Raw genomic sequence first — 19797 nt, 5'->3', positions numbered from 1 at the left:
TTTTTATCTATATTCCTTTTTCAATTTTAAAATAACTAAATTTTCTATATGAGGCGTCCTTGGGAAGAAGTTATAGCCCTTTGAGTATATAATATCATATTTTTGGCTTAAAATGGCTACATCTCTTGCTTGAGTAGAAACATTACAGCTAAGGTAAATAATTTTCTCTGGCTCAACTTCTAATATTTTTTCACAGACTTTCTTATCCATTCCTGCCCTTGGTGGGTCAACTATTAAATTAGCCTTATTGCTAATATATTCTAAAGCTTTTTCGCTTGGGGATAAAATAGCTTCAGCATTAGCTATATTAAGCCTAGCTATATTATTTTTCATCTCTTCCACGGCAAAAGGATTTATTTCTATAAGTTTTAAATTGCCTTTACCAATAGTTAAACCAATTGAGCCAACGCCAGAGTATAAATCTACTGTTTCTTTGTCTTTATCAATAAATTTGCTCATATCTTCCAGAGCTTTTTGATATACTGGCAGGTTAATTTGGAAAAACCCTTCTGTAGCGTAATTAAAATTAATGCCCAGTATTTCATCACTTAAGTTACGCTCACCTATAGTTTGTAACCTCTCGGTTATAACACTAGCTGGTGACTTAGGGTTAGAATAAATTATTTCAAAACATTTAAAGTTATTACCTAAGCTATTAATTTCTTCGCCATATAAAAGCTTAAAATTAGCGTCTTTAACATAAAGTTGAGCTGTTATATCCCCTTTTTGGTTGGAGCGAATTAGAAGTGTTTTTAAGTCTTTAGCAAAGGTTTTTCTATTCTGTAATATTTTTAGTACTTTTTGGCCAGCTTGGTTGATTTCTTTTTTAGCAAGGCTAGTTCCTTTTACTGGCACTTTACCTCGACCACCTCTTCTAAAGAAAGCTAAATTTAGTTGCCCTTCTTCTTCACTATTTTCGTTTTTTTCATACCAAAAAGAAAATTCTACTTTATTACGGTAGTTGAAAATTTCACTGCCAGAATAAAATGGCTGTTGCTCTAGAGCTATTTTTTCTTGACGGAAACTTTCTAAAATTAATTCTTCTTTAGTTTTTTGTTCAAAAGTAAAATTAAGAATTTGCCAAGGGCTGGTAGAAAGGTAGCTGTCGCTATCTACTGGCTGAATGCGATGGGGAGATTCTTTTAAAATTTCTACGGCATACCCCTCGCAAAAAGTACTTTTATTTTTAGTTATTTGAATAATAGCTTTTTCGCCCGGTAATACTCCCCAGGCAAAACATTTTTTACCATCTTCTAATTCTCCTATTGCTTGACCTCCGGGGGTTATTTTGCTAAATTCTACTGTTTCAAACCTTATTTTTTTTGCCATTTTACCCTTTCTTATTATAATTTTGCCAAATTGTTAGCCACTGTTGAGAAGTTAGTTCGCTTGGCTTCTTTTCTTTATTCTTATTATATTTTTTAAAAAAGTTAGAGGAAGCGAAGCATTTATCAATAAAACTATTGTAATTATTTTTATCCTCTAAGGTAATTAAAGGCTCTTCCCTCTTTTTTAGTTCCATAAAAACAGTATCTACTGCTGGTGGTGGGGTGAAATCATTTTTATGTAGGGGTTTCCTAATTTTAGCAGAATAAAATGGCATAAACTTAACACCAAGGGCAGAAGTGAAATTATTTTTATCAATAATAAGTTTTTGTGCAAATTGTTTTTGCAGGATTAAATAAATAGCCTGTGGCTGGTTATTACTATTGACTAATTTTTGAATAATTTTTGAGCTTAAGCTAAAAGGTATATTACTACAAACTTTATATTTTACTGGTAAATTTTCTAAATTAAAATTTAAAAAATCTTTATTAATAAGCTTAACATTTTGAATATTTTCTAAATTTAAGGATAGTTTTTTGAAAGTCTGCTTATCTTTTTCAATAGCAATAACTTGGGTTGATCTTTTACTTAAAGCAAAAGTAAAAACACCACTTCCAGCACCTATATCTAACACAGTATCTTTTCGGCGAATGTTACTGTGCCCTATTAGCGTTAAAGCTACTTTTGGTGATTTTAAAAAGTGTTGGCTATAGTGGTGTTTTCTGCTTTGGCTCATATGTTAAATTATTGCTTTATTCGTATCTTAAAGCCTCAATAGGATCTTTTTTACTTGCTTTTCTAGATGGCAAAGCACCTGCTAGAAAAGATATAAACATTACTATTGCCATAATAATAACATTACTTAATAAAGTGAACTTAGTTAAGTTAAAGCCATCTAGCTCTTTCAAGAAAGTATTATTAGCAAAGCCGTTAATAAGGTTACCAACTCCCATAGCTATTAATATGCCAATAACAGAACTCCAAAAACCAATAAGGATAGCTTCTATACTGAATAAACTAAATATTTTACGGTTAGAAAGACCCATAGCTTTCATTAAACCAATTTCCTTAGTGCGTTCCCTTACGCTCATGTAAAGTGTATTAATAATACCAAAGCTTGCAGCAAGCAGTGCAATAGCACCAAAGACAATTAAAGCACCTGTAATAGCATTAACAACATTTTTAATACTTTCTATTTGATCTTTAATAGTTAGAGCTTTATATCCAAGCTTATCAGCTTGCTCTTTAATACTCTTGATTTTTTCTTCAGCCCTATAGTCTTTTTTAATTGAGACAGAAGCGCTCATATATTTATTTTTTAGATTTTTAGGCTGGTCTTTAGTTTGAAAGTTGTATACTTCATTTTTAAAATCGCCTGTAATTAGGGTTAGGCCGTCCTGTAGAAGGTTTTTATTTAAGATGGCTACAATTTTCATTTCGTAGTCTTTTTCTTGGTTATTATGCTTATTAATGAAATGTAGTTTTACTGTTTTACCAATAGCATCTTGATCATTCTTGAAACCAAGAACAGACACGTAGTCTTGTGGAATAGCGATATCGTTTTTATCTTTTACATCTTCACCTAATTTAAAATCTTTTTTAATACCACTATCTTTATTTAGGTTTTCAACCTTTGTTTCGTATTGATCTTTATTTACGCCTTCAATATACTCAGCTTGCACTTCTTTAGTTGCTCTAACACTGTCAACGCCTTCAATTCCTTCAATTTTTTTAATATCTTCATTTGTTAAAGACTTATAAGTGTAGGTATACTTGTTATTGCCAAGTTTTTCAGTATTTTTATCGTACTTTTTTGGGCCCTTAGTGGTTTGAGCGTTCTCTTGTTTAGCGGTAAAGTACATAACAGACTGATCGCCAAAAACTGATAGCTGACGGTCAATGTAGTCATTTACGCCAATATTAACAGCTGAAGCTAAAGCAATAGTAAAAGAGCCTATAAAAACAGCAATAATAGTTAAAAATGTTCTACCCTTATTACGCCATAGGTTACCACTGGCAGTTTTGATAATATCTATTGAACGCATTTTTATTTATCCTTTCCTGTTGTTACAATTTTACCATCTTTAATTCTAATTTGACGATCACACTTGTTAGCTAAAGCTTCATCGTGCGTTACTATAATTAGGGTTATTCCTTGTTCTTTATTTAAGCTAAAAAGTAGTTTCTCAACCTTATCGCCAGTATTAGAATCTAGGTTTCCTGTTGGTTCATCAGCGAAAAGTATTTTTGGTGAGTTTGCTATAGCTCTTGCAATACAAACCCTTTGCTTTTGCCCTCCTGAAAGGTTGGAGGCTTTATTATTGAATTTGTCTGCAAGTTCAACTTCTTCTAAAGCTTTCATGGCTATTTCTTTACGTTTCTTACTAGGAACGCCAGCTATTTTTAGGGGTAATATTACATTTTCAAGTACGGTATCTTGTGGGTTCATAAAGAACTGCTGAAAAACAAAGCCAAAAGTTTGGTTCCGTAGCTTATTAAGTTCTTTCTTTTTTAGTAATGCTGTATCTTTGCCGTTTATTAAAATTTGGCCTTCATTTGGCTTGTCTAATAAAGCAAGCAAGTGCATTAGGGTTGATTTACCACTACCACTCTTACCGATAATAGCAACACTTTCACCTTTTTTAATATTAATAGATACCTTGTCTAGAGCCTTAAAAAAGCTAGCTCCGTCTCGGTAGACCTTTACTATGTTTTTAGCTTCAATTAGATTCATTATTATCCTTTCTTTTATCTTGGTTAATTTCTTTCAATCTTTAGTTCAGTATCGTTAATTCTATTTACAGGTTTTTCTAGGTTAATTCTAGAAGAAGCTTTATTTATGCTTTTATGCCTTGGCTTTCTTCTTTTCTTTTTGACGCTATTTTGAGGTGGTAACTCAATGCCTTTTTCAGCCATAGCTTTAGACAGATCTTTTAGGCCTAATGATGGTTCTTTCTGTTCTAAGGAGTTTGGCGACACCTTTTTAGGGTCTAGTGGTTTACTATTTCCGTTTAGACTTATTTTTTCGGTTTGAAACATTGGCTTTATTTCAGTATTTGCTGCATTAGTTTTTTGATTTTTATTATTAGTTTTTACGGGCGCAAATACATTTTCTTTTATTTGCTGGGCAGTATATTCAAAACCTTGAATTTGTGCCATACGCTTTGTTTGTAATTGTGGTGGTGGCGTCAGCATATCAGCAATCATTTTTTCTACTACAGCCTTTGGCTTGCCGTACCTACGCCTTGTATTTTCAATAATTTTAGCAGTAAAATCGTTAATAGGTTTTGGTAAATCTAATGTTTTAGCACTAAAAGCTGGGGTTTTCTCCCCTTTTATAACCATATTTATCACGAAATGGCGATTATTCATTTGTATTAAATCTTGTGCATCAAACTGAGGCTCAAATTGTTTAGCGAGTACTGGAGCATCTTCCACTGAAACACGGAAAGAAATCATTGAACCAACGTTACCGAAAACAGCATTTTTAACGCTATCAGTCATTTGTGATACATACTGGTTAGCAACTGTTAGGTTAAGGCCGTATTTACGTGCTTCAGACAAAATAACGGCAAAAGAATCAGTAGCGAAGTTTTGGAATTCGTCTACATACAAATAGAATGGTCGACGATCTTCTATCCTATCAATGTCTGATCGTGACATAGCTGCTAGCTGAATTTTAGTAACTAGGAATGAACCAAGTAAGGAGGCGTTATCTTCACCGATAAGACCTTTAGAAAGGTTTACTACCAGTATCTTACCCTCATCCATTATTTTACGAATATTAAATGAGGACTCTGGTTGACCTAGGATATTACGCACAATAGGGTTAGCAGTAAAAGCACCAACCTTATTTAAAACAGGTGCAATTGCTTCATTAATTTGTTTTTCACCCCATTGACCAAATTCTTTTTTCCAGAATTGTAAAACTGTAGCATCTTTACAATAGTCTAAAGTTTCTTTACGAAAATCTGTATCTGTAAGCATTCTAGTTATATCAAGAAGTGTAGCATTAGGACGATCAAGAAGGGCTAATAAAGTATTGCGTAAAATATGCTCTAGGCGTGGACCCCATGAATCACCGAACATTCTTTTAAGCACACCAATAACTTCAGAGGCAATATTTGGTTTTCTGTTTTCGTCAATAACTTCTAGCGGGTTAAAGGCTAGAGGGAAAGATTTATCTGCTGGGTTAAAGTAAATAACATCTTGCAAACGTCTTTCAGGGATAAAACGGAGGTTGTTTTGAGCAAAATCACCATGCGGGTCGATAATGGCATAGCCGTGATTATGGTAGATATCGCTTAAAGCTAAAAGCTCTAAAGTACCAGATTTACCTGCACCAGTTTGCCCAATAATGTAAAGATGGCGAGAACGGTCACGGCGGTACATACCGAACTGATGATTAATACCCCTAAAATTAGTAAGACCAAAAGCAGAAATTTGATCATCTATTGCCCTATCGCCAGTTAATGTAGGGAGTTTTGCAGGTGGTTCTGCTGTTTTAGAACTAGCCCAAACAATATTGGGTGTTTCCACATTAGTGTGTGGTAAGTGCCAGATACTTGCTAATTCTTTAATATTTAGAATAAAGCCGTCATCAAAAAAGAAGCGTGATTGAAAGGCTTTAATTTTTTCACGATCAAAACTTGAACTAGCTGATTTAAAGCCGTTTAGATTGGTGCTGTTAAACTGTTTGAATGTACCAGTTAAAGCTTGAATTTGTAGGCGCGCCGTTTCTTCGTTGTCTCCTAAAAAGGCAACACGCAGCTTTACTTGGTATCCAAGCCTTGTAGCTTTTTCTTCTGCTTTAGATATTCTAGCTTTATCTCGTTCGCTAGGCTCTTTTTTAGCTTTCTCTCCTCCCTCAGGTGGTGTTACTAAGGCTTTTAATACATTTAATAAATATTTTCCATCAAGTTTAAAACTTTTTTTACCTTCTTTAACTTTTTTAACCCATTCATCAGATTTTTTATGCCAGCTATCAGCTACAGGGCGAACTAAAACTTGAATCCACATTTGACTGTTAGTGCCATCTAGCTTAGCGAGTGTACCAGTAATACCTGCTAAGGGGTCCACTTCAAAGCCATCAAAAGTTTTAATTGGTAGGGCTTCATCTTCTATTAAAGTAATTTCACTTGTACCAATGACTTTTTGGCCATCTAAAGCATTTTTAGTATAATCTTCTTCAGCTTCGTAAATTTGCACCGTTGGATATTGTGAATATATTTGCCCCTCAACAAAATTTTGCAAAGTGCGTGGCATCCAAATATAAAAACGAATAGCACCGTTAACCGATACTATTTCAAAACTAAGATGTTCTTGCACTCCATTATTATTTTTAAGTTCGGTCTCATCCCTTAAGATACCGTGCAAACTAGCTAAAAGTTGTTCAGCTGCTAGTTCTGATTTATCATTTGTTTTTGGAATTTCAATAGCAAGAAGAACGCTATCTGTATTCATTACGTTAATTTTATCTATTTTTTTATAATTTTGGTAAGTAAGATAGGACAATATAATTACAATTGTTAGCCAGACTATTGGGCTAAATAAAAAATGAAAAAATTCTGACATACTACCAGAATTTTAGCATAAAAACGATAAAAAATCAATATTTAAAAAGCCCCATAACAGATATGGGAAAGCTTTTTATTATTGTTCTTCTTCGGCTAGTACATAGGTAGCTTTAGCAACTCTTTTGAATTGTTTTTTGCTCTGAAGATTAAGAAGGACAGTTGTTTCTTTTACTTGGCGTTTTTCTAGTACCCTTTTTACAATTTCATCTCGATATAGAGGCTCACCTGCTTCTTTTAGAACTATAGTAATTGTGTCGGCTACAGTTCCTTGTTTGAATCCCCAGCTATCTAGAGCATAAATTCCCCTACCAATTAGAACAAATCTTTTATCTTTTATTAGTTCATTATGAATAGCTTGAGTAGTTACGTCATTTCTGCTAAAATCACTTTCACGAATTTGCTCAGCAATTTTAGAAAAATGCATTGGGCTTTTATTTTCTTCTAGAACTACAAAAATTTTATCGCGAATATTTTTAGGGTTAACACTAGGCCATTTTTCTAGACCCCATAAACCATTTAAGGTAGCCAGTAGTTTGCTAATAGAAGCAATAGCATTAATTTGGCTAGGGTGTTCGTAGTCTAATTGATTATCTAAATACTCTAAAGTTACTGGACTTTTTTGTTTTTTGATGATGTTGACAATTTCATCAATAGATTTTTTAATTTTTCTTTCATCACCGTATTCAGCGTTAGCGATTGAACTATGATATTTATCATTTTCAGAAAGTAGAACTAGCTTACTACTTACTTCGGCGATAAAAATAAAATTAGTAGTATACTTTTCATTTTTATCTTCGCCTAGGATTTTTCTAACGATATTTTTTGTACGATCAATTCTTCCTGCTTCTGCTAAATTACGAATAAGTATTTTTTCAATTTCAGATAAATGGTCAATTTTACCTTTTTCTGCGGCGATTTTTAAGCGTATAAGAGCAGCCTTTTCTAGTTGACGAACACGTTCTCTCGTTATATCTAGTCTTTCGCCAATTTGCTCCAGTGTTTCTTTTTTTGTGCCCAACCCGAAACGTCTTGTGATAATTTCCTTTTCTCGTGGGTGTTCAATAATTGCAAGAATTTTATCAACCACCAAGTCAACAAGTTGGAATCTATCATTTTTTAATTCTGTGCTAGTATCCATTTCTCCGTCTCAGTTAAAATTTATTTTAATAAAAACTGTATAATATTTTAAAATAATATACAGTACTTGTCAACACTATATTATACTGTTTCTAATATAATTATAACATAAAATTGCTAAAACAAATAAAAAATGGGATAAAAATTTATTTTATTGATTTTTATTATATTATAGTTGTGCTTATGCTTAAATATAGCATAAAAAATACCGGTATTTACCGGTATTTTTTATGTAGTATTATTTTTTAGTTTTTCGTTTTGAAGTAGATTTCTTGGCTGGTTTTTTCTTACTTTTAGCAAGTTTAATTATTTCTTCTGCTTTTTTGCTGGTTATTTTTTCTATATCAATATCTTTTGGCAATAAGGCTTTTATATCGTCAAATATAATATATTTTCTACCAAATCCTCCTCTTGATATAACGATGCCGTTTTTAAAGCGTTTAAGAACTCTTTTTTCATCATTCTTTAATTTTTCAGCATATAACATTTGAGCTTCTTTTTCAGATATCTCAAATGGAGATAAAGGCTTAATACTTACAAAAAGGTTTTTTATTTTAATATAGGGTCCGTATTGGCCAATATTAGCCGTTATCTCATCACCGTCTTCGGTCTTACCAACTAACCTTGGCAGTGCAAACATCTGCATTGCTTTTTCAAGAGTTACGGTTTCAATTTTTTCGCCAGCAGGCATAGGTGCAAATTTTAGCTCTTCGCCTTCAATACTATTATCTCCTAGTTGTATCATAGGACCAAAACGTCCAAAGCGAGCAAAAACTTTTTTGCCTGTTTTTTTATCTACTCCAAGTTCTCTTGTTGGGGTAACTTGGTTTCGGTCAATTTCACCAGATTTCATAATTAAATCATGGAACGGCAGATAAAAGTCATCTAACACCTTATGCCTTTCTTTTTCGCCTAAGGCAATTTGGTCAAAATCGTTTTCAAGGTTAGCCGTCCAGCCATAGTCAACAACTTGATTAAAATGAGTATTTAAAAAGTCGCTTAAAACTTCACCACTTGGCGTAGGTAATAATTTCCCCTTTGTTGCACCAGTTTTTTCTTGAATTATTTGCTGAGCTATTTGAGGGTTATTTTTATCTAAGGTTATTTGTAGGGCTTCTCTTTCTTTCCCTTCATTCTCTCCTTTTTCTGCATATTTTCTTGCCTGGATAGTATCAAGAATAGTGGCGTAAGTACTTGGCCTACCAATACCTAAATCTTCTAATTTTTTAACCAATGAACCTTCGGTATATCTTGCAGGAGGGCGAGCAAAAACTTCTTTAGCTGTAATAATATCATAATTAATACTAGAGCCTTTTTCTACATTTGGTAGGAACTCATCTTTTTTACTATTTCCATATACTTTTAAGAACCCGTCAAATACAACAATTTCGCCTTTAGCTTCAAATAGATATTCGCTATTATTGATAGCTATTTTAATAGTTGTTTTTTCAATTTCTGCTGGAGCCATTTGACTGGCTAAAGTTCTATTGCGTATTAAATTATAAATTTTTTGTTGGTCTTCACTGCTGGAAGCTTTAGCATTAGCTATTACTGTTGGGCGAATAGCCTCGTGTGCTTCTTGAGCACTAGCTGATTTAGTATTAAAATTACGAGCATGGTGATATTTGCTACCAAAATTACTTTTAATAAACTCACTACTGCTAGCAATAGCAAATTTACTTAAGTTTACGCTATCGGTACGCATATAGGTAATTTTACCACTTTGGTATAATTTTTGAGCTGCAGCCATAGTGCTTTTAGCCGAGAAGCCTAAACGTGCATTTGCCTCTTGTTGCAGAGTTGAAGTAGTAAATGGTGGGCTTGGATTTCTTTTGCTTGGACTTTTTGTAATGCCATCTATAGTGAAGGTAGAATTTTTTATATTTTTTAAAAAGGTTATAGCTTCATCCTTACTACTAAATTTATGGTTAAGCTCTGCTTTTATTATTTCCAAAGAATTTGGGACGCTAAATTCACCAGTAACCTTAAAAGATGATTTACCTTTAAAGTTGTTGATTTCCCGCTCTCTTTCTACTAATAATTTTACTGCAGGAGATTGCACTCTACCTGCACTTTTACCGCCAGGTACTTTCCTCCACACTACAGGGCTTAAATCAAAACCAACAAGCCAGTCTAATGCTTGCCTTGTTTGTTGAGCTTCTACCATTTTCATATCAATATGGCGAGGGTTTTTAATAGCCTCTTCAATAGCACTTTTAGTTATTTCATGAAAAACAATTCGCTTAGTAGTTTTTTTGTCAAGCTTTAAAACTTCGCATAAATGCCAAGCAATAGCCTCTCCTTCACGGTCTTCATCGGTTGCGAGCCATATTTCACTAGCTTCTTTTACTGCTTTTTTTAATTCTGTTACAACTTTTTTCTTAGTGCTATCAACTTCAAAAGTTATTTTATAGTCATTATTTGTTTCAATTGGCCTACCACCATTTTTATTTTTTTTAGCTACAGAACGAATATGTCCTACGCTAGACATAACGGTAAAGTCTTTACCAAGATATTTTTCAATTGTTTTAGCTTTTGCTGGGCTCTCTACGATTACTAGATTTTTCATAATTTTTTACTTGATTAAGTATAGCACTTATATTTTTTTTATTCAAATTATAAAAATATATTTTTTAAAGAAAAAGCCACCACCATTTGGCAGTAGCTTTAATTACACATTTACCTTTCTGTTATCTCATATGTTTTACTCGAGATTTAATTTCCTTATGTCGCCCTTTAACCATTGGACGCATTTGAGGATTTCCTAAATACCCACAAGTACGTTTGACGACATCGCACGTTGCTGGGTTTCTATTATTGCAATTAGGGCATTTAAAACCTTTAGCAGTTGGTAAGAAGTCGCCTTCGAATCCACATTCGTAACATTTATCAATTGGCGTATTAGTACCTAAGTAGCCTACTTTATCGTAAGCAAAATCCCAAACAGCCTCCAACGCTTTTGGATTTTGTTGAAGAACAGGATATTCGCAATAATGAATAAAGCCACCGCTAGCAAATTTTGGATAATCTTTTTCAAAGTCAAGTTTTTCAAATGGTGTAGGATTTTTACGTACATCGTAATGGAATGAATTAGTATAGTAGTCTTTATCTGTAATATTGGTTACTGTACCAAATTTTTCCTTATCCATTCTGCAAAATCTATCTGTTAAACTCTCGCTTGGAGTGCTATAAACGCTAAAATGATAGCCATGCATATTACCCCACTCAACCGTTTTCTGGTAAAGCTTTTCTAAAACTTTTAGAGTGAAATTTTTAGCAGTTTGGTTTTCCTCCCATTCACCACCAAAAAATACAGTTGCTACCTCATACAAACCAATATAGCCAAGGCTTACTGTAGCGCGCTTATTTTTAAAGACCTCATCAACTTCATCATTATCAGAAAGCCTTTTTCCGAATGCTCCATATTTATATAAAATAGGTGCGTTTTTAGGAATAGCCTGCTTTGCTCTTTCTACTCTATAAAGTAAAGCGTCGTGGCATATTTCTAAGCGTTCTTCCAAAATGTTCCAAAATTTAGTAAAATCACCCTCGCTTTCAAGGGCTATTCTAGGTAAATTTAAGGTTACAACGCCTAAATTCATACGCCCTGCATTAACTTCGTTTCCATCTTGGTCTTTCCATCCTTGTAGGAAAGAACGACAACCCATAGGAACTTTAAAAGAGCCTGTAAGTTCTACTATTTTATCGTAACTAAGCACATCAGGATACATACGTTTCGTAGCACATTCTAGGGCTAACATTTTGATATCGTAGTTAGGGTCTTCTTTTTCAAGGTTTATACCTCGTTTAAGAGTGAACACTAGCTTAGGAAAAATAGCAGTTCTTTTTTCAGCACCAAGCCCTAAAATACGAATTTTTAAAATGGCTTTTTGAATTTCCCTTTCCCATTTACCAGTACCTAAACCAAAACCTAAAGTGGTAAAAGGTGTTTGACCTTGAGAAGAGAATAACGTATTAATTTCGTATTCCAAAGCCTGCACAGCGTCGTAAATATCTTTAATAGTCCATTCTGTTGCTTTTTGCTCTAGAAATTCATTAAATCTATTTTGATTTCTAGCAGTACTAACGCTAGCTAGCTCATTAAAAACATAGCTAATATCAGAAATCTTTTTAAGATTTTTCTTATAGTTAAGTTCTGCGTAAGGTGATAGAATTTCATCAATTCTATCGGCTGAACAGCCACCATATTGGTTAGACGCTACATTTGCAATAATTTGAGCTATTTGTGCTGTTGCTGTTCCTATTGATTTAGGGCTGTCTACATCGGCATTACCAATACGGAAGCCATTTTTTAGCATTTCCTCAAAATCAATTAAACAACAATTTGTTAGTGGAAGATGTGGACTATAGTCTAAGTCGTGGAAATGGATATCGCCTTTTTCATGTGCATTTGCTACATGAGGAGGCAACATCTGAAGACCAATAACCTTAGCCACTTGCCCTGCTGTTTTATCCCTGTTAGTATTGAATACATTTGCATCTTTGTTAGCATTTTCATTATTAACAGTTTCATCGCCACGTTCTATAGCTCCAACTTGATGGTTTACGTCGCGATTTTTCTGGCGTATTTCATCTCGTTTTAAGCGATAGGTTTTGTAACAATTTCCAATATTTGCATCAACTAAATGCAGGTGAGCCTCCACTATATTTTGTAATTCTTCTATAGTGAAAGTTGTAGTTCCCATTTGCACGTCATGATCAATAGCACTATCAATATAAAGCATTGTTTTATCTAGCACGTAAGAACCGTACTCGTCAAAACTTCCAGTTTGCGCAATAATGGCTTTTTTAATAGCATTAGATATTTTATGCATATCAAAATTTACCAGTCTACCATCACGCTTTTGTACTTTAGCATCAGTATATCTAGTGTATTGAGAATCGTCAAAAAGCTTGTATTGTAGATTATTTGTCATTTTATTCACCAAAAATGTGTAATTTTAAGGTTCGTCAATTTTTATCTCGATATATATATTATAGCGTTAGCTTAATCATTTTGCAATAAAAAACACTAAATATAGCGTATTATTATTTAAAAATAAAAAAGCCTACCTATTTAAAGGTAAGCTATATATGATAAAATGTTTTTTATTCTTCCTCTTCTTCCTCTTTCTCTTCTTCTTCCTCTTCCTCCTTATCTTCTACCTCTCTAAATGAATAATATTCTTCTTGCTCTTCTTTCTCTAAACGCTTATTACGTTCTTGGTAGCTTTCGCCAGCACCAAAATGAAAGACTATACAATAAAATAATACTATAGAAGGTTGAATTAAGTAGTAAAGCAATTCGTCGGATGGTAACAGTGTAGGTAATACCACAAAAATAGTTTGGACAGCAACTAACCCTGATAGAACCACGAAAACAGCATTTTTAACTGATGTTACGCGTACCATACTTTTGAGGCCAATAAATGATAGAATATTGAAAATTATCATCATAACGCTATCAATTACGCCATTCCAATAAAATTCCCAACTGCCATTGCTTACTTGCTCAAAGTGTAATGCTGAGATTATTACTAGCTTATTACCAGTAGTTAATTGATAAAATACTAGTATCATCCCGAAAAGTAATGTTGTCATAAAGTATAAGGCCATTTTTTTATTACCCTTATTTAAAAATAAAGGTAAAAATACAAACAACCCTACAATTACTGCGCTCCACATATTTATCATAATAAAAGTACCTCCTATAAATAAAGAATAACTTTATTATATCATAATAATATTAAAAAGTCAATAATGCTTTTTCATATAAATAAAAACACCTTTTATTTTAAAAGGTGTTTTTATATTAAGTAACACTTATATTACATTTTAATTTCTGCATCAACCCCAGCTGGAAGGCTTAGGTTTTGCAAAGATTCAATAGTCTTAGGTGTAGCATTATTAATATCAATTAGACGCTTGTGCACACGCATTTCATATGCTTCTCCACCCGTTTTGTAAACGTGAGGACTTTTTACTACTGTAAAAGTACTTCTTCTTGTTGGAAGCGGCACTGGTCCTGCTACGTTTGCACCTGTTCGAATTGCTGTATCAACAATTTGTTTAGCACTTTGATCAATTACTTTATGATCGTAAGCTTTTAGACGGATACGGATTGTTAATCCTTCTGACATTTTGTCTCCTTTTATAATTTATTAGGCTTGTAACTTCTCGATATTTTTTAAGATAAAATAAAGTGAATTCTCAAGCAATGTTAATAACTTTTAGATTTTAACATAAATAATAGCCAAAGTCAATTACACGAATATTTTTCATCTAAAACCTTCCTAAATTTTAAAAAGCTAAGATAAAACTTAGCTTATACACTACTCGCTAGCGAGAAAGATATTTTTTAATTGTCTTTGGACATCGTCCTAAAACTTTGGCAGTTTTCTTTATTGACTTATAACGACTATAGGTAGCTATTATTTCTTCAATCTCTTCACTAGATAATGCGTTGGATTTTTTAACATAATGCTTACACTTTTTACGAATAGTTGTAGGGCTTAGATTAAAATCCTTAGATAATGTTCGAGCAGACTTTTCAGGTTTCTTAGCTGCTTCATTATCAGCTACTTCTATAATATCTTTTTTATTTGCCTGTAGGCTGATATTGTTCTTAGCTAAAATCCTTTGTACCGTTTTTCTAGAAACATTGACCAAGGAGGCAATTTTAGATGCTGATAGCGTTCTTTTAGTATCCTGAAGTGCTATATTAATAATTTTTTGCACCACTTCTGGTGGTGTTTTCGGTCTCATTCAGACCACCCCATTTCTTTTGAATTAGCCTTTAGATATTATAGCATATTTTAGGTATAATACAAATATAAAAAATAACCCCCCTGTTAGGAGGTTATTTTACTAGTTATACTATTTTTATATAGTAACTAATTATTTGATGATGCTTGTTACAACACCAGCACCAACTGTTCGTCCACCTTCACGGATAGCGAAGTTTAGACCTTGTTCCATGGCGATAGGAGCTTGTAGTTTAACTTTGAAAGTTACGTTGTCTCCAGGCATAACCATTTCTTTGTCAGCTGGTAATTCAACTTCACCAGTAACGTCAGTTGTTCGGAAGTAGAATTGTGGTTTGTATCCCTTTGAGAATGGAGTATGACGTCCACCTTCTTCTTTCTTTAGGATATAAACTTCAGCTTCAAATTCTGTGTGTGGAGTTAGTGTTCCAGGAGCAACAATAACTTGTCCACGTTCGATTTGGTCACGGTCGATTCCACGTAGCAATAGACCTGCGTTGTCACCTGCTTGACCTTGATCAAGAGATTTCTTGAAGGCTTCAATACCAGTAACAACAGTTTTTTGTGATGGGCGTAGGCCAACGATTTCAACTTCATCGTTAAGTTTTACAACACCTTGTTCGATACGACCAGTAGCAACTGTACCACGACCTTTAATTGAGAATACGTCCTCAATAGGCATTAGGAATGGTTTATCCATATCACGTTGTGGTTCTGGAATGTAGCTGTCCATAGCTTCAACAAGTTCCATAACAGCATCTTCGTATTTTTCATCACCTTCAAGTGCTTTAAGAGCTGAACCTTTGATGATTGGAGCGTTGTCACCATCAAATCCGTTTGCGCTAAGAAGTTCACGAACGTCCATTTCAATTAGTTCAACAAGTTCTTCATCAGCCATATCCATTTTGTTTAGGAATACAACAATCTTAGGCACACCAACTTGTTTTGCAAGTAGCACGTGTTCACGTGTTTGTGGCATAGGACCGTCAGTAGCTGCAATAACAAGAACGGCACCATCAACCTGAGCAGCACCTGTAATCATGTTTTTAACATAGTCTGCGTGTCCAGGCATGTCAACGTGTGCGTAGTGACGGTTAGGTGATTCGTATTCTTGGTGAGAAGAAGCAATAGTAATACCACGAGCTTTTTCTTCTGGTGCGTTGTCGATTTGGTCATACGCAACTGGTTTGTTAACTTCTGATGGAAGTCTTTTTGCAAGAACTGCTGTAATAGCCGCAGTAAGAGTTGTTTTACCGTGGTCAACGTGTCCCATTGTACCAACGTTTACGTGTGGCTTTGAGCGGTCAAATTCTGCCATTTAGAATTTCTCCTTTAAATTATTTTATTATTTATTTACGCATCGCACGAGCAAGTCGGCTCGATTGCCGGCATAAACGCACGACGCGACGCTACCTGTAATTATACCTAATAATCTGTATTTTGTAAATAGTTAAAAACTAATTTTCAAGTTTATAAATACCATCATGACGTTGTCCATTGAATATCATTGTTGGTATTTTTTTAGTTTGAATATTTTTTTCTACCATATTGCGATTATCTAGAATCTTTTGCTCTACTTCTTTAGATTTTAATTTTATGACAATATCTTCAATTTGCTTTTGTGAATAGCCTAATTCCTTCATCCACTCATTTAATTTTTCAGTAACTTGAGCTTCGCTCATTTTTTTACCACTATTACCGTTGAAATTGTCTTGCCAAACTGATTTATTATCATCTTTGTGGGTAAAAATTCTTTCTGCAATTTCCCATTCTACAGCTATTTTTTTACCATTTTCGGGCTGAGTACCTCTTACTGCTTCAATATAGCGGGCTATAAGGTTTGAGTTAGCGAATTTATCCCCTTTTTCTCCAGAAATAACGTAAGGTATTAAATAAGTTTTATGTTTAGTAAAGAAATTACTTTGTTTTTGATTAACGAATGAACGACGACAAACAATACAGCCAGGGTCAAAAATATCAACAGCCGTAGGAAGATTGTCTTCTTTATTTTCATATTGATTATAATAGCTACCGTTTTTAGGAATAAAATTATTAGCATTCCAATTTCTCATTCGTCCTGGAATAGCATTAATAACCTCTTTCCATTCATCAAACCAGTCAATTACAGGGTTGCCACTTCCTGAACCGTCTATAGAACAAGCTTCAGCAGAATTTAAAGCACAAGCTTCTGGCTTTTTTACGTCACAAGTACCAAAAGCGTATAGTGATAAAGAGGATTTAATAACTGTAAGTAATGACCAAATAGTAATAATAACTATTAGCAGTGCTGAAATCTCAATGCCCCAATATACTGGCTTAACCCATTTTTTATGTTTAACTATTAATTTTTTTAGTATTGAGTTTTTAATTTCATCTTTAAAATTTGAATCGCAAGCTCTAAAAGTTGCTCTTCTTGTAAAACAATACATTGATTTTTTAAACATTTTATTAATATTATTAGCCTGTTTTTTGAAACCAAATAATTTCATTAACGGTGTAAAAAGCCATATAATTAAAAATATAATAAAAGCTGCTATACAAACCATTGTTAGTTAAAAATCCTTTCTAAAATTTCTTTTAATTTATCTATATCTTTCCTAGTATTATGTAGGCCTATTGAAATACGCACAAGATGTGGTAATTTTTTAGTTTCCTTTAAATAGTAATGACAACAAAAATACCCACTTCTAACCATAATACCCTCATCGCTTAAAGCCTCAGCTATTAAATGAGCATCTAGATTATGATGATAAAAGCTTATTACGGAAGAAGCACTATTATTTATTACAGTTACGTCTTTTTGGTCTTTTAGGAAATCAAATATTTCTTTACCGTATTCTAGTGTTTTCGATTGTTTTTTATGTTTTTTAAGCCATTTTATAGCCTCATTTAAAGCTATGATCTCTCCCCATCCTTGAAGGCCAGGCTCTAGCACTGAATGTAAGTGATCGCCGTCTAGCATAGAAAAGCTATCATTTTTAACTTCTGAAACAGTACCACCACCTATAAAGCTAGGTTTATAGTATTTCATTAAGTCTTTATTAATAACCATAATACCAAGGCTAGCACCGTACATTTTATGGGCAGAAGAAACTATTGCATCAGCAGGTATTTTTTGTAGTAGCTCGTAGTTACTTCCCATAGCTTGAGCTGCATCAATAATAATAAACCCACCTTGCTTTTTAACTTGTTTCACTATTTCTTTAATGTTAGTTAGTAACCTACCATCAATATTACTCATAGCATTTACTACAACTAAGCTTTTATTAAAGTTATAATTTTTTATAGGTAAAGTGCCGTCATCTTCTCTTTGCAATATAACTCGTTCAATATTATGTTTTTGGCTATAAGTTATAGTTGGTAAAAAAACAGAATTATGTTCAATATCACTAGTTATAACTTTTTCTATAGGCAAGTCTAATTGATTTAGTAATAAATTAATTCCGTAAGTAGTATTAAGTGTAAAGCTTACAAAATAATGCTTTGATTTTAATTTCAATAAATCTAAGATAGACTCACGCGTTTCTTCTACCTTTTCGTCTACTTTCTTACCCCATTCGTACTTAACTCGCTCTCCACAAGAATTATAGTTTAAATAATAGTCATTTAATGCATTAATAACTGGTTTTGGCCGTAAAGTTTGGCATGCTGAATCAAAGTAATAAGCATCTTTTTCTAAAAAATCAAAATCTTCCAAAATAACTCCTTTTACATCTTAATATTATAGCATAACCATATATTGATAATAAAAAATCACCAGCTATAGCTGGTGATGGATGTTTAAGCCATTTGCTTTGCGCGAATATTTAATTTATTTGCTTCTGATTCTTTGCGAATAGCTTTTCTAAGGTGCTTTTCTTCTCTTTCCGGGAAAGATACTGAGTTCTCGTGAAACTCAATAATTCTATTTTTCGAGATAGTTTTTTTCCTGTTTTTATATTCCCGATTAGAAACGTTCCTTAATTTCTTTCGCACTTCACTGTCGCATTCTTGCGATTCTACAATAGAAACACTTCTCAATGTCTTAGCAAAATGTTTTTTCCCTTTTTTAACTTTTTTGCTTAGTAAACTCTTCGAGCGTGCCTTACCACGCATACGAGCAGCATGATGATTCTTTTTAATTTCTTTAACGGAACAAACATATTTTATGCAATATACCGTCAAGAAAGCAGAAACATCGTAGTATAGTTCAAGGAGTTTCACTAGAACATCTTTAGCTTCTAAAACTTCCCAATTAAATAAAGAAATTTCGTCATATTCTGAGAGTAACTCAGACAATGCTTTAAATGGATCTTCATTAATATAAACTTGTCCACCTAAAGTTCTTGTGTAGCATTCTGCTTCATACCGTAAAGATCTATAGTCTTCTAGTAAGATTTCTATATAATCTTTATCTTCTTGAGAAATATATATATTTTCAAGCGATGTCGACAATTTCTTGATTAGTGTTGCTTCTTCCATAAGGAGCACCTCCAAAAATAAAAAATTTCTAAGCAATCTAATGCTTAATAGAAAATATTTTAGCATAAAATTGTAGATATGTCAATAAAAAAATACCTCCAATAATAGGAGGTAAAAAATATACTTAAGGCTTAAACTCTGCTAGTTCTTGTAATAAATTGCTATACTGGTCTTGATAGTAAGCTAAATTATTTCTTAATTTATTACGTTTACGTGTAATAGCTTTAAGGTCATTTTTTAATGATTCTAAAGAATCTTTTTCTGAGCAATAGTCACAAAATAACTGATGATAAGGCTTTGTACGTTTCAATTTTCGAACATTTTGTTTAGCTTTATCGTAATGTCTTCCTAAATTGAGGACTGTTTCTTCGATCAATTCTAATTCGTTATAAATATTAAAAAGTATTGTTTTTGCAACTATAATTTCATTATTGATAGTTTCAATTGACCTTTGTTTTAATAATTCTGATGTATTGTTATTCATCATTATTCCCGCCCTTCGAATGTACTAAGAAAATTTATTTCTTAAAGTT

16 protein-coding genes are annotated in these 19797 nt (G+C 33.1%); all 16 read right to left on the bottom strand.

Annotated elements, in window-relative coordinates; genetic code table 11:
- Positions 1 to 3 precede the first annotated feature (3 nt).
- The 16 genes from G6CMJM_RS00970 to G6CMJM_RS00895 all read right to left on the bottom strand — a co-directional run bounded on the left by G6CMJM_RS00970 (position 4) and on the right by G6CMJM_RS00895 (position 19751).
- Complete coding sequence (locus G6CMJM_RS00970; RefSeq protein WP_129718622.1) at positions 4 to 1329, bottom strand: class I SAM-dependent RNA methyltransferase; 1326 nt, start codon at positions 1327 to 1329, stop codon at positions 4 to 6.
- 1 nt (position 1330) lies between these two features.
- Positions 1331 to 2062 carry a ribosomal RNA small subunit methyltransferase A gene (locus tag G6CMJM_RS00965; protein ID WP_129718621.1) on the bottom strand — a complete coding sequence of 244 codons (732 nt, stop codon included), beginning with the start codon at positions 2060 to 2062 and terminating at the stop codon, positions 1331 to 1333.
- 16 nt (positions 2063 to 2078) lie between these two features.
- Positions 2079 to 3371, bottom strand: coding sequence for an ABC transporter permease (locus G6CMJM_RS00960; protein ID WP_129718620.1), 1293 nt, complete (start codon positions 3369 to 3371; stop codon positions 2079 to 2081).
- 2 nt (positions 3372 to 3373) lie between these two features.
- Positions 3374 to 4060: an ABC transporter ATP-binding protein gene (locus G6CMJM_RS00955; RefSeq protein WP_129718619.1), complete on the bottom strand. Its 687-nt coding sequence runs from the start codon at positions 4058 to 4060 to the stop codon at positions 3374 to 3376.
- A gap of 23 nt (positions 4061 to 4083) precedes the next feature.
- Positions 4084 to 6789, bottom strand: coding sequence for a type IV secretory system conjugative DNA transfer family protein (locus tag G6CMJM_RS00950; RefSeq protein WP_165302653.1), 2706 nt, complete (start codon positions 6787 to 6789; stop codon positions 4084 to 4086).
- A gap of 189 nt (positions 6790 to 6978) precedes the next feature.
- Positions 6979 to 8040 (bottom strand): sigma factor-like helix-turn-helix DNA-binding protein, encoded by a 1062-nt coding sequence (locus G6CMJM_RS00945; protein ID WP_129718617.1) that lies wholly within the window; start codon positions 8038 to 8040, stop codon positions 6979 to 6981.
- Between the two features lie 237 nt (positions 8041 to 8277).
- Positions 8278 to 10608 carry a type I DNA topoisomerase gene (gene topA, locus G6CMJM_RS00940; RefSeq protein WP_206660760.1) on the bottom strand — a complete coding sequence of 777 codons (2331 nt, stop codon included), beginning with the start codon at positions 10606 to 10608 and terminating at the stop codon, positions 8278 to 8280.
- Positions 10609 to 10729: 121 nt separating this feature from the next.
- The gene (gene nrdD / locus G6CMJM_RS00935) at positions 10730 to 12874 is read right to left on the bottom strand and encodes an anaerobic ribonucleoside-triphosphate reductase (protein WP_420887508.1); all 2145 of its coding nucleotides are present in this window, start codon (positions 12872 to 12874) and stop codon (positions 10730 to 10732) included.
- A 274-nt stretch (positions 12875 to 13148) separates the two neighbouring features.
- The gene (locus tag G6CMJM_RS00930) at positions 13149 to 13733 is read right to left on the bottom strand and encodes a hypothetical protein (RefSeq protein ID WP_129718614.1); all 585 of its coding nucleotides are present in this window, start codon (positions 13731 to 13733) and stop codon (positions 13149 to 13151) included.
- A gap of 134 nt (positions 13734 to 13867) precedes the next feature.
- Positions 13868 to 14179, bottom strand: a complete 312-nt coding sequence (rpsJ, locus tag G6CMJM_RS00925; RefSeq protein ID WP_129718613.1) for a 30S ribosomal protein S10 — start codon at positions 14177 to 14179, stop codon at positions 13868 to 13870.
- Positions 14180 to 14378: 199 nt separating this feature from the next.
- Positions 14379 to 14804 carry a helix-turn-helix domain-containing protein gene (locus tag G6CMJM_RS00920; protein WP_129718612.1) on the bottom strand — a complete coding sequence of 142 codons (426 nt, stop codon included), beginning with the start codon at positions 14802 to 14804 and terminating at the stop codon, positions 14379 to 14381.
- A 132-nt stretch (positions 14805 to 14936) separates the two neighbouring features.
- The gene (gene tuf / locus G6CMJM_RS00915) at positions 14937 to 16121 is read right to left on the bottom strand and encodes an elongation factor Tu (protein WP_129718611.1); all 1185 of its coding nucleotides are present in this window, start codon (positions 16119 to 16121) and stop codon (positions 14937 to 14939) included.
- 139 nt (positions 16122 to 16260) lie between these two features.
- Positions 16261 to 17349 (bottom strand): DsbA family protein, encoded by a 1089-nt coding sequence (locus G6CMJM_RS00910; RefSeq protein WP_129718610.1) that lies wholly within the window; start codon positions 17347 to 17349, stop codon positions 16261 to 16263.
- A gap of 2 nt (positions 17350 to 17351) precedes the next feature.
- Positions 17352 to 18500 (bottom strand): aminotransferase class V-fold PLP-dependent enzyme, encoded by a 1149-nt coding sequence (locus G6CMJM_RS00905; RefSeq protein ID WP_165302651.1) that lies wholly within the window; start codon positions 18498 to 18500, stop codon positions 17352 to 17354.
- Positions 18501 to 18583: 83 nt separating this feature from the next.
- Positions 18584 to 19264, bottom strand: a complete 681-nt coding sequence (locus G6CMJM_RS00900; RefSeq protein WP_129718608.1) for a hypothetical protein — start codon at positions 19262 to 19264, stop codon at positions 18584 to 18586.
- Between the two features lie 124 nt (positions 19265 to 19388).
- Complete coding sequence (locus G6CMJM_RS00895; RefSeq protein WP_129718607.1) at positions 19389 to 19751, bottom strand: hypothetical protein; 363 nt, start codon at positions 19749 to 19751, stop codon at positions 19389 to 19391.
- Positions 19752 to 19797 lie beyond the last annotated feature (46 nt).

The sequence above is a fragment of the Candidatus Nanogingivalis gingivitcus genome, from assembly GCF_004151455.1.
Taxonomy (GTDB): Bacteria; Patescibacteriota; Saccharimonadia; order Saccharimonadales; family Saccharimonadaceae; genus Nanogingivalis; species Nanogingivalis gingivitcus.
Note: the sequence above shows the minus strand (reverse complement) of the source record. Positions and strands in the feature narration are given on the sequence as shown.